A 16,312-nucleotide genomic window follows, 5' to 3' on the forward strand; every position below is an offset into this window, starting at 1 on the left:
AAAGGACGGGCAAGTCAAACGGCTTGCTCGTCCTTTTTGTTTATCGCACCTCCTCATGTTGTTTCGGTTTCTTTTCAGAACTACGGGGTGGCACCGGGCGCTTCAAGCTGTCCAGCACCGAAGGCCGTGCGCTCTTGGCAACCACAGTTTCCGGCTGGGCGTGGCCCTTGCCGTCAATGTTCAGCAGCGTGTCCAGTTCCACCAGACGGGCGGACTTGACTCGCAGATCATCCTCAAAGGGAAACGGCTTTCCGATTTCCTCTTTGGCTGCGGCCTGCTGTTGGTAAAGGTTGTCCAGCTGGTTTTTTACGGCTTCCAAACGCTGAGGCATCTGAGCCAGTGCATTGTCGATACGGGTGAGGTTTCCGCGCGGGTCTGTGCCGAGGCTTGCCCGGTGGGTCATCTGGCCTTTCAACAGGAGCGTATATTCCTGTTTCCAAGCGGAAAACTCCACTGACATAGTAAAGCCCCGGTAACTGCCGATCTGCACCGGTTCGGAGCCTTTGACCTCCTTACAGGCGTCCAGCAGGGCTGCACCGGCGTTTTCTTTGTCAGTCAGCACATCGCCCCGGATCTCCATCCCCGCAAAGCCATCATCCGGGTGAGGATGGGCGGCCAAGGTCTCCAGGTCCGCTTCAAAGCCTTTGATAAAGCCCTTGTTGGTTTCGATTTCCTGGGGGAAGTATTTGAGCAACTGATCCTCCAGGCGGTACTGCTTGCTCTGGTGGTCGGCTTTCATCAGCTTCAGACGCGCAACCTCCACATCCAAATCCATGCGCTCCTTGATACGGGGGTCTCCGGCGCACAGGGCCTTGATCTCGGCAAAGGACAGCGCCGTTTCGTCCACATCATCGCAGGAGCGGACCGGCGATTTAGAGGTCATAATCTGGCTGATGAATTTTTGCTTGTTTTCAACCGTCTGCCAGAGATAAGCGTCAAAAGTTCCCTCGGTGACATAACGGTACACATGGACAAGAGGGTTCTGGTTGCCCTGGCGCTCAATACGGCCCTTGCGCTGGGCAAGGTCTCCCGGACGCCACGGACAATCCAGGTCATGGAGGGCCACAAGGCGGTCCTGCACATTGGTGCCAGCGCCCATTTTGGAGGTGCTGCCCAGCAGAACACGCACCTGCCCGGTGCGTACCTTGGAAAACAGTTCTTTCTTCTGCACCTCGGTCTTGGCTTCGTGGATAAAAGCAATCTGCTCGGCAGGCATTCCCTGGGCGATGAGCTTTTGCCGGATGTCCTCATAGATGGTAAAGGCAGGCTCCGGCTCATCCAACGGCACAGCCTGTTCCAGCGCATGAAGTGTGGGATTGTCCAGCTGTTTGGCTGCCTTTTTGGAGGGAGCTGCCTGGGGTGTGGAAATGTCGCAGAATACCAGCTGGGTCAGCTTGTCAGCCTCGCCGTCCCGCCAGATCTGCATGATATTACCCACACACTGATTGACCTTGGTTCCGGGTTCATCCGGCAGCAGCTGATTGATGATACGCTGGTCCAGACCCAGCTTGCGGCCATCGCCGGTAATCTTGAGCATATTGTCCTCTGAGGGGTCAACGCTGCCGCTGTGTACTCTGGAGGCACGCTCGGAGAGAACCTGCACCATCTCTTTTTGGTGTTCAGTAGGCTGGGCCACGATGTTGTGGTATTCCACCTCCGGGGTGGGCAAGTTCAGCTGATCGGCGGTCTTGATGTCCGCCACCTCTTTGAACAGGTTCATCAGCTCCGGGAGGTTGAAAAACTTGCTGAATCTCGTTCTTGCCCGGTAGCCGGTGCCTTCCGGTGCCAGCTCCAGCGCCGTGACGGTTTCTCCGAAGCGGCTGGCCCAGCAGTCGAAGTGGGTCATGTTCAGCTCTTGCAAGCGGTCATACTGGAGATACCGCTGCATGGTGTAAAGTTCGGTCATGCTGTTCGATACGGGGGTGCCGGTGGCGAAAATCACACCACGGTTTCCGGTCAGTTCATCCATATAGCGACACTTCGCAAACATATCGCTGGACTTTTGGGCATCGCTGGTGGAGAGACCGGCCACATTCCGCATCTTGGTGTAAAGAAACAGGTTCTTGTAGTTGTGCGCCTCGTCCACAAACAGCCGATCCACGCCCAGCTGCTCAAAAGTCACCACATCGTCCTTGCGGCCTTCGGCTTGAAGCTTTTCCAGTCTGGCCTCCAGAGATTTCTTGGTGCGTTCCAGCTGCTTGACGGTAAACCTTTCACCGCCGCTGTACTTCACCTCGGCAATGCCCTCGGTGATCTCGTCGATCTGCTCCTGAAGGAGCCTCTCCTGGCGCTCCCGGCTGATGGGGATTTTCTCGAACTGGCTGTGACCCATGATGATGGCATCATAGTCGCCGGTGGCAATGCGGGCGCAGAACTTCTTGCGGTTGTGGGTCTCAAAGTCCTTTTTGGTGGTGACAAGAATGTTGGCGGAGGGATAGAGCCGCAGAAACTCCGACGCCCATTGTTCGGTCAGATGGTTCGGCACAACAAAGAGGGATTTCTGACACAAGCCCAGGCGCTTACTCTCCATGGCGGCAGCCACCATTTCAAAGGTTTTACCAGCGCCTACCTCGTGCGCCAGCAGCGTATTGCCGCCGTACAGCACATGAGCGATAGCGTTTTTCTGGTGTTCCCGCAAGGTGATGGCCGGGTTCATGCCGCCGAAAGTAATGTGTCCGCCGTCGTATTCACGGGGACGGGTGGAGTTCATTTCCTCATTGTACTGGCGGACCAGAGCTTGGCGGCGGTCCGGGTCTTTCCAAATCCAGTCTTTGAAAGCGTCCCGGATGGCTTGCTGCTTTTGTGCTGCCAGCGTGGTTTCTTTGGCGTTCAGGACACGCCGTTCCTTGCCGTCCGCATCCTCCACGGTGTCGTAGATACGGACATCCCGCAGGTTCAAAGAATCCTCCAGAATCTTGTAGGCGTTGGCACGGCTGGTTCCGTAGGTGGTATAGGCTGCCACATTGTTCTGGCTTACAGAGCTTTTACCGGTGATCTGCCACTCAGCGGTGAAAGAAGAATAGTTGACCTCGATATTGCGCTGAAGATAAAACGGCGTGTCGAAGGTCTCATACATAAACTGCTGGATGTACTCTTTGTCGATCCAGGTAGCGCCCAGGCGCACCTCAATCTCCGACGCATCCAGGTCTTTGGGCTGGGCAGCGGTAAGGGCCTCCACATTGACTGCAAAGGAAGGGTCCTGCTGTGCGGCCCGCTGTGCCTGACGCAGCTTGCGCCGCACATTGCCGGACAGATACTCGTCGGCGGTCACATAATGGGGAGTGCCGTCTTTCTCCAACTGCCCAGGTACACGGAAGATCACGCCTTGCAGCTCGGCGGCCAGCTCATCGCCAGTCTTGCCGGTCAGCTCCGACATATACGCCATATCGACACAGGCTTTTTCGGAAATTGATACGGCCAGAGCTTCACTTGCGGTATCCACAGTGTCCACCGCCTTGTGGGGCTTGATGGTGCGCTTAGTGAACATATCCGCCTTGCGCTCCAGCTTGCCGTCCTCGTCAATGACTTCCAGCGCGCAGAGCAGATAGTAGCTGGAATCATCAGCAAAGGCCAGCCGGTTCGCCCGGTCATTGATAAGGCCATATTTTGCAGAGAAGCTGTCATAGAGCCGGTTCAGTTCGGCCTGTTTATCCTGGATGGCGCTGTCCGGTGTGGCGGCATCCATTTGCAGATCAATGAGCTGCTGGACACATTCCCGCAGACCCACCAGCCCCTTCACACGGGCTTCGGCGGTGGCATTCAGGTCAGGCCGTACCATACGGCTGTTTTCACGGTAATACACATCGCCGTCCACAACGGTGTAGGAGTAATTTTTCACATTGGGGTCAGCAGGGATAGAAGTGTCGATGGCTTCGCCCTCGCCCAGCTCCGGCAGCTCGGCTTCCTGGTAGGTGCCGCGAATGTACTTCACGGCATCATGCAGCTGATCGGCAAGCTCCAGCCCCTCAATGGGGTTCACGGTGTAGTCCATGCCGTGAGCGGTGCTTTCCGGTTCCTGTCGGCCCAGCACCATTTCCGGGTGGTCCAGGAAATAGCGGTTGATGGAAAAGCCGTCCTCGGTCTGCCCGGTCTGCGTCCACTCCGGTACAATGTCCAGCGGGCGATCTCGCTTTTGGAGGAAGATGATGTCCGATACAACCTCGGTCCCGGCATTGGCCTTGAACGCATTGTTGGGCAGACGGATAGCCCCCAGCAGCTCGGCGCGCTGGGCCAGATACCGGCGCACGGTGGAATCTTTGGCGTCCATCGTATAGCGGCTGGTGACAAAGGCCACCACGCCACCGGGACGCACCTGGTCCAACGCCTTGGCAAAAAAGTAGTTATGAATGCTGAAATTCAGCTTGTCGTAGGCTTTGTCCCGAACCTGATACTGGCCGAAAGGTACATTGCCGATGGCAAGGTCATAGAAGTCCCGCCTGTCGGTGGTTTCAAAACCGGCCACGGTGATGTCGGCCTTGGGATAGAGCTGCTGGGCGATCCGCCCGCTGATGGAATCCAGCTCCACGCCGTACAGACGGCTGTTCCGCATTTCCTCCGGCAGCATACCGAAGAAATTACCCACACCGCAGGACGGTTCCAGGATGTTGCCGGTCTCAAATCCCATACGGCCCACAGCCTCGTAAATCGCTTTGATGACCGTAGGGCTGGTGTAGTGCGCGTTGAGGGTAGAACCTCTGGCAGCGGCATATTCCTCTGGGGTCAGCAGCTCCTTCAGCTGGGCATATTCCTTGCTCCAGCTTTCCTTGTCAGGGTCAAAAGCATCCGCCAACCCGCCCCAGCCCACATACCGGGAGAGGACTTGCTGCTGCTCCGGCGTTGCCTGCCCGGTGGTTTCCTCCAGGTATTTCAGCAGCTTGATTGCCTCGACATTGGCCTGGAACTTGGCCTTGGGGCCGCCTTCGCCCAGGTGATCGTCAGTGATACGGAAATTCTCGGCGGTGCGGCTCAGATTGGCCTTGTATTCCTCATAAGAGGCTTTCTCGGCAGCTTTGACATTGGGGAAGGTCTGCCACTCGCCGTTTACCTGAATGGAAACGGGGTGTTCGTCCAGCACTTCATCCGGGGTTTTCTCCAGCTCGGTGACAGGTGTAGGCGGCTCCGGCTCATTGGTTCTCAGGGTCTGAACAACCACATCATAGGGCAGATGGTTCTTGTCGCCCGGATAGACAGCCACAGTCTCGGATTGGAAGGTCGGAGCTTCGGCAGCCGGTTCGGGGCGTTCCTGCCCAAAACCGTCCAGCTGACGGGCATACATCCCGCGCAGCAAAGGCGCAACCTCGCTCCACTGGAAGAACAGCATGGCCAGACGCTTTTCATCTGCATCCAGCACTTCCAGCTCAATACCTTCCGGCATCGTGCGGTAATCGGCGGTCTCGCCGGTCTCCAGCTCCATCGTTTCCACGATGTTGGGATAGGCCCGGCTCAGCCACAGGGCCACCTCCTGGTTGCTCTTGCCGTTGCGAAGAAGCTCGGAAAGCTCCGCCTTGTCCGCTTCACCAATCAGGCCATGGGCAAGCACATCCCGCAGGTCCTGGTCCACCGTATCCAGATTTGCAGGCAGGAACTCGGTATAGAAGTCATTGCGGTTATCCTCCCGCAAAAGCTGCTCAAACCGTTCCCGGCTCTCAGCCCGGTAGATGGGATAGCTCATGCCGGTGGGCAGCAGCTGCACCGTGTCATCCCGCAGCTCCGTGATCCGGTGGGCGAGGTCATCCAGATAGACAATATCCCCCACATTGTATGGAGGGACTGTTGGATCATAAGAAGTCCGTTCCCGGACCGTGCCACGGGCCGCAGCATATTCTTCGTCTGACACAGGAACACGCGAATCGCCGGAAGAAGGCTGTTCCGGCTGGTCGGCTTGAGTGGTCTCCCTGGATATGGCCTCCACATCCCGCATGACCTGCTGAATAAAGGGGTCGTTGTCCAGCTTTTCCGGGTCCACCACATGGCCGTCCACAATGCCGCGCTGGGCCAGGGTCTCCCGGATGGCGATGGGGTCCACATCGTCCAGATTATCCTGTTCGACCTGGGTGTAGAAGCGATCCTCCTTGATGAGCTGGGCAATCCGGCGCTGCACCTTGGGCCAGGGCAGTGCCGTTCCTTCGGGGCTTTCCGGGCGGATCGCAAACGGGGTTTTACCATCGCCACCATCAAACTCATGGGCCAGCCATGCTGCGGTGTCTCTTTCTCGCGCATGGTCTTTCATGTAGCGGACAACGGCGTGTTTGCTCTCGATTTTGCCATTCCAGTCCTGGATAGCCTTGTCGATGTCATTGTCCGAGAGAGGACGCAGCAGCTCATGGAGCTTGGGATAGGTCTCGTCTATGACTTCCCGATGAAGGCGCTGCCGGAACTCCGGGGTGTCAGAATAGAGGCGAAGCAGCCCCATATTACCGGACCCCAGGACAGCACGGCGAATAGCGGCGTTGCCCTCGATCACGGCGTTCTCGTAGTCACTATGACCGCAGGCGTTCCGGTATCTGATGTCCTGGGTAACAGCCTCCAGCACGATGGGCTTGTATTGCTCATGCAGCTCCCGAATCGTAGGGGCTGCGTTTGCTTCGGTATCCCGGAATACTCTGGTCCCGTCTGCGCCAAACTCCGCTTCCTGGGCATTGATGTGCTGTTCTGCCTCATGGTCGATAGAGGGCATGGAATATTCCTGACGCTCTTTGCCGCCCTCCGGGACAGCGGAAATGGTCACATCATGCTTATCCCGTAGCTGTTCCACAGCCTGCTCCAACCGATTTGCCGGAAAGCCGCACATTTCTACACGGCCACCGCCGGGAATAGCGCGAGTCGTGAGATTGAGTTCCAATTCCGCAGCAGCAGTTTTGGCGTCCTCACCGTATAGCTCAAAGAAATCGCCCATCTGATACAGGACCATATCATCCGGGTGGCGCTCCTTGACGCCATTGTATTCCCATACAGTCGGGTCCGGCTGCTGGGCTTGCAGGGCATCTTCTTCCGCCAGGGCCTTCTCTGCCTGGATTTTGTCATACTCCGCCTGTTCCTGTTCGGTGAGATAGCGTCCCTTCTGGATCAGGTTGGTAATCCGTTTGGCAACTTTCTCCCAGGTGAAATGCACATCCGGGCAGCCGTCTTTTTTGTAGTGCAGACCTTTTCCGTCGTGGCTTTCATCGCTTTTCATTGCACCGGACAGGGCATGGGAGTGACCGCCAATACCATACTCGTGTTTGAGAAAATCCACCTTTTCCTTATCCGTATGGGGTTCCTGGAAAAAGGTGAAAACTCGGCCCTTACCGCCTTCAAATCCGCTGCCTCTGGTCATGGCGGCGTCGATCTCGTCCTCAGAGATAAACTGCTTGACCGAAGGTTCTTCCGTCAACTGAGAGGTAAAGGTGGTGCGAGGCAAGGACAGATCTCGCAGGTTCTCCCAAATCTCTTTGGGCTTGTGGTAGTGGAAGCGCAGCAAATCCCGATCCTGTTGGTAGGCCGTCCAGAACGCGGCATATTCTTCCGCAAGGTTCTGGCGAAACTCCGGGCTTTTCAGCTGCTCGGTGAGCCATGCGGATTCCTCCGGGAAACCGCGCCCCGGATTGTTGGCAAGGCTGGGCAGATACCCGGCTTCTCTGGCTTCCTCGCTGAAATCGTGATACAATTCCCAGAATCTTTCCGCAAGGAGGGAGCGTTCATAGCCCGCTGCCTCAGCCAGCTCCACATTGGTGGCAAACTGGCCGTCCTGCAAAAGCTGGCCGATACGCTCGGCGGCACTCTCCCAGGAAATGACCTGGGCGGACTTGTCGTAACGGGCTGTTTTGCCGTGGGACAGATGGATTCCATCCTCGGCATACCATGCAGTGATGCTGCCGATCCCATTGCCGCCATGGTACAGATTTTTCAGGGTGTCTGCGATCTCGGCGGTGGACTTCTGCTCCTCAAAGGCCGCGACAATGCGCTCTCTCTGGCGATAGGTGTTTCCGCCCAGCCGCAGCACATGGTCGATGTCAGCCTGGGCAAAAGAAAAAGCAGAGGATGTTTTCACATTCTCTGCTTCATCTATGATTCTGATTTGTTCTGCTTCGGAGAGGAAGAAACTCAGCTGTGAATAAGCTCCGCCATCAGAATCTCCTCGGCCTGGGCCTTGCAGGTGTTCATCAGGCCCACCCACTTCATCGGGTCTCTGGCTTTCAACTGCTCCGTCGCGCCTGCTGCCGCCGCCAGCTGGGGCATCATCTGCTCCAGACGGCTGTTCGCCGTCTCGTCGATCTCCAGCAGGTGCGGGTACAGCTTCTCGGTCAGTAGCAACTGATTGTAGATCAGGGGTCGGTGGTCCTTCAGGTACGCTTTCCGCATCCTGCCGTACTTGCCCAAGGGCTTCTCCGGCTGTTCGGTCAGCTTCAGGTCGGGAATCTGATAATCTCCGTTCATGGTGTAAGTCAGGTTGTTCTCCATGCGTAACACTCCTTTCCGCGAGTTGCTCGCGCTCATAGTTCTGGATGGTGACGCCGATCTGCCGCAGCACCTGCTGATTCATCTGGCTGACCGCTGCGCCCAACGCCCCAACCGTGGCCGGGGTATTGAAATCGAAAATCGGCATGAAGTCCTCATGCTGGAAATATTGTTCCGTATCCAGCCCACAGCGGGACATCAGGGCGTAGGCAATGCTGACGGTGGCGGCGGACTTAAATTGGACTTCGATGTTGAGATCATCGTACTCCTCCAGGAACGAACCGTCAACGATGTAGCGGAAGTCCTGCTGATGCTCGTCCCAATACTCACTCGCCAGTTTTCCAGCCACATCAATGAGCTGCTGGGCAAGATTGTCACCGGCAACGCCGTAGTTGCGTTCCAGCATGGCCGACACAGGCCCAATGTGCTGTTCCTCCAGCTGCCACAGCCAGGGGGTACGGGAGTGTTCGCGGGTGCCGGTGTCGGAAATATCGAACACATAGCGCAGGCGGGGCTTGTCGCCGGAATCGTCCACCAGGGCAATACCCTTGGAGCCACGGCGCACATACCGGCCCATTTTTTCATTCCATAAATCATACTCGGCGCAGGCGGTGGCATCCGGGCGCTGGGCGTAAATCATCATCTGCTCATGGAACGGGTACTTATATAGGCGGGCGGCAGTAGTGAGAAAGGCCGTCCATTCTTTCCAGCTGCCCACAAGCTGGGTCGATACCTGTTCGGCCATCTGCCGGTAAAATTCAGCTTTGGATGGCATGGTTTTCTGTCCTCCCTTCATGTTAAATAGAAATGGGGCGGCACATCAGGCCGCCCCACTGGATCTTTGTGTGGTTCTTACTCGTCGAAATCCGGGAACAGCTCCAGCTCGGCAAACTCGGCGTCGCTCATGGCCTGGAGCTTGCCCAGGGCACTGTCGGTCAGCTCCCGCAGCTCGGCTTCCTCCGGCGAAAGCTCACCGCGCATCTCCGTCAGAGCGTCGATCAGCCCGGTGCGACTGCCGGTGTTGTAGATGCAAAGAAGGTTCGTTTCCTCAAAAGTGAAGTTTCCCATATCAAATCTCCCTTTCCGCGCTCTTTTTGGGCGCTGTCTTTTTGTGTTCCGCCTTGGGCTGGTTTTTCAGCTGCTCCATGACGGACTTTTTCTTTTCCCGGTCCTCCCGGTGGGCAGCGGCAGCCAAATCCATGAGAGAGATCGGCTGGCCGCTGCGGGCCTGCTGTTCCAACTGGGCCACTGCCGGCTCCTTGGGGCCGTTGTTGATGATCCCGTCGATCATGCCGTAATCATCTTCCACCGCCATTTCCGCATTTCTCAGCGAATTTTCCGGCAAGAAACCCGGCACCTGGGTGAAACCAACACTGTCGCAGTAATGACAGGATACCTGACCATTCTGCTTGATGGCAACGATGTCACTGACACTCATAGACGGGCTGTGAAAATCCACCGGTTTTTGCAGATTGAACTGCTCATACAGCCTTTCCAGCTGCTCCATGGTACTGCCAGAACCGTCCAGAGGGGCGGTGTAGATAAGGTCATAGTTGCTCCGCTCTACGGACAGATTGTGGGATTGCAGCCAATCCAGATTCATAAAACGCACATTCTGCGGATCGTCCTGGCTCACCTGATAAATAGCAAAACAGTTTCCCTCATGGGAAAGAAATGCCTGTTCTCGTTCCAACTGCCGATCCTGTCGTTCCAAAACTTTTTCGTGAAACTCCGGGCTTTCCTCCCATTCCTCGCGGGACACAGCAAAGATACCGTCATGGGCGTCCAGGTCAGCGGTATCAAAGGCCATTTCCGGGTTTTCGCCCTCTTGGATAATGTAAACAGTCAGGTCACGATCCATCAGCTCATAGGCTCTCTCTTTGGAGAGGGGCAGCAAATCGCTGTCCAAGTAGCCACACTTCTCCAGATCATCCTGGGTCAGCACCGGGTCCGGCATGGGATACTCGTCCAACGCCTGCTCCTGGACATCCGGCAGCTGGGTGGCGGCTGCTTCTGCGGTCTGCTGGTAGGCGGCCTCCTGCAAAGTCTCGATCATGGACAGCGGCGCATACTTGATGGACTTGCCGCCCATCCCCAGGTCCTCGCAGATATGGCTTACCGCTGTGGAACGGCCCATATCCGGCCCGTCCAACTGGCCGCCGTCCATCTGCTTCATGGTTGCCACATCGTAGAGCGTGTAGTCCCAGCCGGTGTCACAGGGCTGAACATGAAGGTAGCTGGTATCATCCAGTACCAACAGGGCCTCCCGGTACTCGGCGCTGGGCTGGACACTTTCGGTATTTTCCGGCTCGGTCAGCTGTTCCGGTTCAGTCATCGGCACCAGCTGATCCAGGCGTCCCATAAGCTCGGCAGCTTTTTGGGTGGTTTCATCTGGTTCGTCCTCGTTCACGATATTCTGGAGCCATTCGCGTACACCGCTGGCATCTCCGCTTCGGAGTGTGGCAGTCAGTTCGTGCAGTGCGTCCTCACGGCTATCTGCATTGTTCCGATACTCATAAGGGTCATAATCAAAAGTGAACTGGTCGATGTCTGCCGCCAGCTGCTCGATAGGGTCCCGCTCCGGGGCGGCAGTCAGGTCAATGCCGCGCTCCTTGCAGATTTCCTTGTAATTGCGCTCGATGTCGTTAATCAGCTCGCTGGAAGTCTTGTTGATAGTCTCCAGACTGGCCCGCAGCTCCTTCAGTTCCTTGTCCTTCGACCAGGAAGCGATGTAGCCAAAACTGTTTTCGCCGGTCTGGATGCCGAAATACTGACAGACCGCATAGGAAATGCTCTCGGCCTCCACTTCCTCGGTGTTGCGGTTCTTGGCGGCCTGTTTCACCGCCGTCAGATCTTCCTCCACCTCCAGCCGCCACTCAAACCGATTCTCGTCCACAAAGTGCCAGCCTTCCTCGGCGGCGGCCTGTTCCGCCTCTGCTTCGGTGGCGAAGTCCAGACGGAAGTCATGCTTGGTGCCGCCCTCGCTCACCATCACGATCTTCCAGGTCGATTCCGCTTCATGCTTTTTGGGGTCGTGGAGCTTGCTGTGCGCGGTTTCATGGACAGCGGCAGAAACGGTCTGCACCTCGCTCATGCCTTCCCGGATGGCGATCCGCTGCTGGTCAGAGGAAAAATAGCCGTCCATGTTCTCGGCCATCGGCTCAAACTCGATGGGAACGGGGGCCGAGCGGCGCAGAGCTTCCATGAAAGCCTCATAGTGCGGCACCGTCCCGGACAGGCTGGAAGCCAGCTCCGGCAGGGGCTTGCCGTCCGTCTGGCTCACATCAAACACCTTCACCGGGCGGAACATGGGGATTTCGATTTCCTTTTCCTCCATGACCGCCTTGCCGTCTGCGTCCAGGATGGGGGCATGGGTGTCCGGGTCGCGCTTCATTTCCTCGATTTTCTTTTTGTAGGGCGTGGGGGCGATGATGGTGATGCCATGCTCGCCCTTTTTCACATGGCGTTCAAACTGGTTTTTCCATTTGTTGAACCCGGCCACCAGGGTGGCGTCCGGGCGCTGCATATAGATGAGCATGGTGTTGTTGACGGAGTAGCGGTGGAACTTGGACATGACGGACAGATAGCGCATATACTTCTCGCTCTCAAACAGTTCCTTGATACCCTGTTCAATGCCCGCTGTGATCTCTTGTAACCGTTCTCGATTGGTGGGCTTATCAGCCATGAATTTCACTCTCCTTTCCAATTTGGCTATTTCTGATTGATGTTCGGCAATCCACAGCTTTTGCTCCTCCGGGCTGTTCTCCAGAAAAAAATCCAGCAGATAGCCCACATAGTCCTTTTTCTGGATTGCCTCCATGAATCGGGGATGTGGATTTTCCTCCGGTGTTTTGGGTGTGTAGTCCGTTTCCCACTTGCGGAGCAAATGAAAGTAGTCGGCCAGGACACGAAAGGCATGGTCTCGGTCCTCCTTGAATTTCTGCGCCTCGGATTTCTGCCGGACATAACGTCGCCGGGGAGGGGCCTGACTGTCATAAGCCAGGCCAAAATCCTGGGCCAGCTTCTCGGCGGCCTCTTTGGGGGACAGATTGTAGAGCCTCGCTGTGAAGTCGATCACATCGCCGGTGGCTCCGCAGCCAAAGCAGTAAAAATATTCCTCGTTCAGCTTCATGCTGGGATTTTTGTCATCGTGGAAGGGACAACAGGCCATGCCGCTCCGATTGACCTCGATTCCGTACATCTGCGCTGCTTCTCGGACGGTGATGGACTGCTTGACAGCCTCAAAGACACTTTCAGCCATGCTTACTCATTGCCTTTCTTGGGGGTGGGCGGCCTGTATCCGGCAGCCTTGGCCAGTTCACTGGCTGCCTTACGGCGCTCGGCGCTGTACGGTTCCCGGACGGACACACAGCGTTTGGGAACGAGAAAGGTCTGGCGATCCTTTTTCACAATCTGGTCCGGGTATTTCTCTGCCAGTCGCCGCAGCTTCTCCAGCAGCCGGGGGTCATGGGTATAGACCTCGGCGGTGGCTTCGGCCTGGTTGTAGAGGATGATGGTTTCCTGTTCATAGCGTGAGAGCTTCATCGTTTGCCACCTTTCTGCTGGTCAAACTCCAGCTTGAAGTTGGCGTACTGCCCATCATCCGCCAACACCACAGTGGCATCGTAGGTCTTGCCGGTTTTCTCGGAGTACAAGCCCCTCACATGAGCGCGGCCATCTTTGAGCAGTGCCGTTACGATGGCTTTGGTAGGTTGCTTGTGCTTCATCTCCCACCACTTGTTGTTTTTCCAAATTGCAAATTTGCAAGATTCTGTCTGACAGAAGAAGCCTTTTTGCATTTCTGCAACCTCTCCGCCACAGCGGGGGCATTTGCCCACCGCTTCGCGGGAAGGGCTGAACAAATACTCAGTTCCCTTGATAGCTTGATAGGTTCCCACAAGTTCTTTGAGCATGGCACTAATCCCAGCCATGAAATCCTCCGGGGCCAGCTCGCCACGCTCGATCTCACCCAGCCGGTACTCCCACTCAGCAGTCAGAAGGGGCGATTGCAGCTGCTCCGGCAACACGGTGATAAGGGATACCGCGTCATGGGACGGCAGGAGCTGCACGGTTTTCTTGCTCATTTTACGCTCCAAAAAGCCGGTGGAAACCAGCTTTTCCAGAATCCCGGCGCGGGTGGCCGGGGTCCCCAGGCCCTTGCGCTCGGCATCCTCCGGCATATCGTCCTTCCCGGCAGTCTCCATTGCGGAGAGTAGCGTATCTTCGGTGAAGTGCTTGGGCGGAGTGGTCTTGCCCTCCTTGACGGCAGCACCAGAAAGGGGCAGCGTCTGACCTTCAGACAGCTCCGGCAGAGCCTTGTCCTCGGTTTCCGGCTCCACATTTTTCAGCCCTGCGCGGTATACAGCGTCCAGCGCCCGCCAGCCGTGATCTTTCACCGTGCGGCCTTTGGCGGTAAACTCCGCACCGGCGCACTCTACAACAACGGCGGTTTCTGCAAAGGTATAGGGTTGGGCCACGGCGCACAGCAGCCGCAGAGCCACCAGCTCCAGCACCGCCTTTTCGCCCACCGGCAGGCCGGTCAGGTCCGCGCCCTGGAGGTTGCGGGTAGGGATCACCGCATGGTGGTCGGTCACTTTCTTGTCGTTGATGACCTGGGCCGCATTGCAGGCAAGCTCCATACCAGCGGCAAAGGGCAGCGCCCCAGCAGTGAGCCGGACCAGCTCCGGCAGACTCGCTGCCATATCCGAAGTCAGGTAACAGCTGTCCGTCCGGGGGTAGGTACAGAGCTTCTTTTCATAGAGGTTCTGCAAATAGTCCAGGGTCTGCTGGGCTGTGAACCCCAGCAGCCGGTTGGCGTCCCGCTGGAGGGTGGTCAGGTCATAGAGGGCGGACGGCTTCTCGGATTTGTCCTTGCGCTCCACCTTTTTCACCGTAGCAGCCGCACCCTGGCAGGCCGTTTTCAGCTGCTGGGCGGCGACCTTGTCCACCATGCGTTCCCCTGAAACAGAGAAACCGGGCAGCTCCAGCGTCACCGTGTAAAACGGCACCGGCTTAAAGGTGTCGATCTCGGCCTCCCGCTGGACAATGAGGGCCAGTGTTGGGGACATGACGCGCCCGATGTTGAGGGTCCGGTGGTACAGCACGGAAAACAGCCGGGTGGCATTGATACCCACCAGCCAGTCCGCCTTGGCGCGGCAGAGTGCCGCATCCCACAGGCCGTCATAGTCCGCGCCGGGGCGCAGGTTCGCAAAGCCCTCCCGGATGGCGGAATCCTCCATCGAGGAAATCCAGAGCCGCTTCATGGGCTTCTGGCAGCCCGCCAGCTCGTAGACGCTGCGGAAGATCAGCTCCCCCTCGCGTCCGGCATCGCAGGCGTTCACCACCTCGGTCACATCCGGGGCGTTCATCAGCTGTTTCAGCACATCAAACTGTTTCTTCTTGTCCTTGCTCACCACCATCTGCCAGGGTTCCGGCAGAATGGGCAGATCGTCATAGCGCCACTTGGCGTAGTCCGGGTTATAAGCGTCGGCGTCGGCCAGACCAGCCAGATGGCCCACACACCAGCTCACTCGCCAGCCGCTGCCCTCCAGATAGCCGTCCTTGCGGGCGGTGGCCCCGATCACGGCGGCCAGACTTTGGGCAACGGACGGTTTCTCAGCGATCACCAGCTTCATTGTTTTTCTTCCTCCTTTCCCGCAGCCATGCGGTCAGCTGCCGGTGGCAGAATCCCACGCAGGGCTGACCGTCACGGTAATTTCCGCAGCCATAACAGGGGTGGCCGGGAGATAAAGAAGGAGGACGGGAAGTTTCCTTCCCGCCCTCCGGCCTGCGTGTCATCATGCGTTCATAGGGGCTGTCGGTGAAGCGGGTCAAACCGTCTTGTCCTCGCTTTCCTCGTCGCCGCCCCCGTCAGCGTCCAGCTCGTCAGATTCCTCGGTCTCCCAGGAGTCCTCGTCCTCCTGGTCGGTATCATCCTCGCCGTAGTCATAATCGTCCAAATTGTCGTTTCCCTTGGTCTTGGGTTTGTTTTTCACCAGCTTAAAGTAGGCAAAAGCACCGCCGCCACCCATCAGAGCCAGCACCGCCAAAAGAATGGCCGGATTCAGTCCTGCGGGTTTCTGCGCCGGTTCTTCCAGCTCCGGGGTTTCTTCCGGGGTCTCCGGTTCCGGCTCCTTGCCCGTGCAGCTGCTCATATTGGTGGCACACACCGGGCAGGCGGTATTGACCGCACCGGCTACACATTTCTCCGTACAGGTACAGGTGGCGGGCTGCTCCTGGGTGGTCTGACCGTCCTCCATCAGCGCCATCAGGTCCGCCTCGTCCACCTGGTTCAAGAAGTGGACAGCGGTTTCCTTGTCCTCGTTGGCCCGGTCAATGAGGATGTAGAAATAGTTGCCCGCCTTGGTGGTGACGGTGATGAGCTGCTTGTTGCCGCCGAAATCATCCACCAGGGCGGCGTTGCCATCCGGGGTCAGAGCCGGACTGTCCTCGGTTTCCTCCACCACCACATTGGCGTCGTTTGTGGCGTCCTCCGCCGGGGGCTGGTCCGTCCCTTGGGCAAAGGCGGTCACGGAAAGGCCCATCATCAGCACCAGGGCGGCGCAGAGAGCCGAAAGGGTTTTGAAAATTCTCTTATTCTTCATGGTCGGTGTCCTCCTGTTCGTTGTAGTTGGCGGAGGCAGCGGCCATGCCAGGGACCGTACCGCCGGAGAGCATGGCGTTCAGCTGCTCCGGGGTCAGCCGCAGAGCGCGCACCATCTGGACGATCTCCAGGTTCTCCGCCTCGGTTTTCTGCGCCTCCAGGGCTTTCAGCTTATCCTGGTACTCCGCGATCTTCTCGCGGACCTTGGCAATCTCCTGGTCAATGCGCTGGATTTTGTTCTTAGCCATTTCAATCACTCCTTTTCTCATAAAT

Annotated in this window: 10 protein-coding genes; 1 reads left to right on the forward strand and 9 read right to left on the reverse strand. The window is 57.4% G+C overall.

Annotated elements, in window-relative coordinates:
* Positions 1 to 40 precede the first annotated feature (40 nt).
* Both WHJ28_RS09770 and WHJ28_RS09775 read right to left on the reverse strand, forming a co-directional pair.
* Positions 41 to 8,029: a MutS N-terminal domain-containing protein gene (locus WHJ28_RS09770; RefSeq protein ID WP_340041969.1), complete on the reverse strand. Its 7,989-nt coding sequence runs from the start codon at positions 8,027 to 8,029 to the stop codon at positions 41 to 43.
* Positions 8,030 to 8,082: 53 nt separating this feature from the next.
* Positions 8,083 to 8,439: a TnpV protein gene (locus tag WHJ28_RS09775; RefSeq protein ID WP_340041970.1), complete on the reverse strand. Its 357-nt coding sequence runs from the start codon at positions 8,437 to 8,439 to the stop codon at positions 8,083 to 8,085.
* On the opposite strand from WHJ28_RS09775, the gene WHJ28_RS09780 reads away from it, so the two are divergent.
* Entirely contained in the window at positions 8,438 to 9,028 is a 591-nt protein-coding gene (locus WHJ28_RS09780; RefSeq protein WP_340041971.1) for a hypothetical protein, read from the forward strand. The two genes, WHJ28_RS09775 and WHJ28_RS09780, sit on opposite strands and share 2 nt — an antisense overlap.
* Positions 9,029 to 9,288: 260 nt before the next feature.
* Here the strand turns inward: WHJ28_RS09780 and WHJ28_RS09785 are convergent, their stop codons facing one another.
* From WHJ28_RS09785 to WHJ28_RS09815, 7 genes are read right to left on the reverse strand one after another with little or no spacing between them, the layout of a single operon-like run.
* Complete coding sequence (locus WHJ28_RS09785) at positions 9,289 to 9,504, reverse strand: transposon-transfer assisting family protein (protein WP_340041972.1); 216 nt, start codon at positions 9,502 to 9,504, stop codon at positions 9,289 to 9,291.
* A gap of 1 nt (position 9,505) precedes the next feature.
* Positions 9,506 to 12,697: a YodL domain-containing protein gene (locus tag WHJ28_RS09790; RefSeq protein ID WP_340041973.1), complete on the reverse strand. Its 3,192-nt coding sequence runs from the start codon at positions 12,695 to 12,697 to the stop codon at positions 9,506 to 9,508.
* A gap of 2 nt (positions 12,698 to 12,699) precedes the next feature.
* Positions 12,700 to 12,981, reverse strand: coding sequence for a hypothetical protein (locus WHJ28_RS09795; RefSeq protein ID WP_002588923.1), 282 nt, complete (start codon positions 12,979 to 12,981; stop codon positions 12,700 to 12,702).
* Positions 12,978 to 15,071 (reverse strand): type IA DNA topoisomerase, encoded by a 2,094-nt coding sequence (locus WHJ28_RS09800; RefSeq protein ID WP_340041974.1) that lies wholly within the window; start codon positions 15,069 to 15,071, stop codon positions 12,978 to 12,980. The genes WHJ28_RS09795 and WHJ28_RS09800 overlap by 4 nt, the downstream gene beginning before the upstream one ends.
* A complete protein-coding gene (locus WHJ28_RS16590; protein WP_044943096.1) occupies positions 15,052 to 15,270 on the reverse strand; it encodes a hypothetical protein in 219 nt (72 codons plus the stop codon). The genes WHJ28_RS09800 and WHJ28_RS16590 overlap by 20 nt, the downstream gene beginning before the upstream one ends.
* Positions 15,267 to 16,040 (reverse strand): DUF4366 domain-containing protein, encoded by a 774-nt coding sequence (locus tag WHJ28_RS09810; RefSeq protein ID WP_027642632.1) that lies wholly within the window; start codon positions 16,038 to 16,040, stop codon positions 15,267 to 15,269. The genes WHJ28_RS16590 and WHJ28_RS09810 overlap by 4 nt, the downstream gene beginning before the upstream one ends.
* A complete protein-coding gene (locus WHJ28_RS09815; protein ID WP_027642631.1) occupies positions 16,030 to 16,287 on the reverse strand; it encodes a DUF4315 family protein in 258 nt (85 codons plus the stop codon). The genes WHJ28_RS09810 and WHJ28_RS09815 overlap by 11 nt, the downstream gene beginning before the upstream one ends.
* Positions 16,288 to 16,312: the final 25 nt, after the last annotated feature.

The sequence above is a fragment of the Flavonifractor porci genome, from assembly GCF_037572415.1.
Taxonomy (GTDB): domain Bacteria; phylum Bacillota; class Clostridia; order Oscillospirales; family Oscillospiraceae; genus Flavonifractor; species Flavonifractor porci.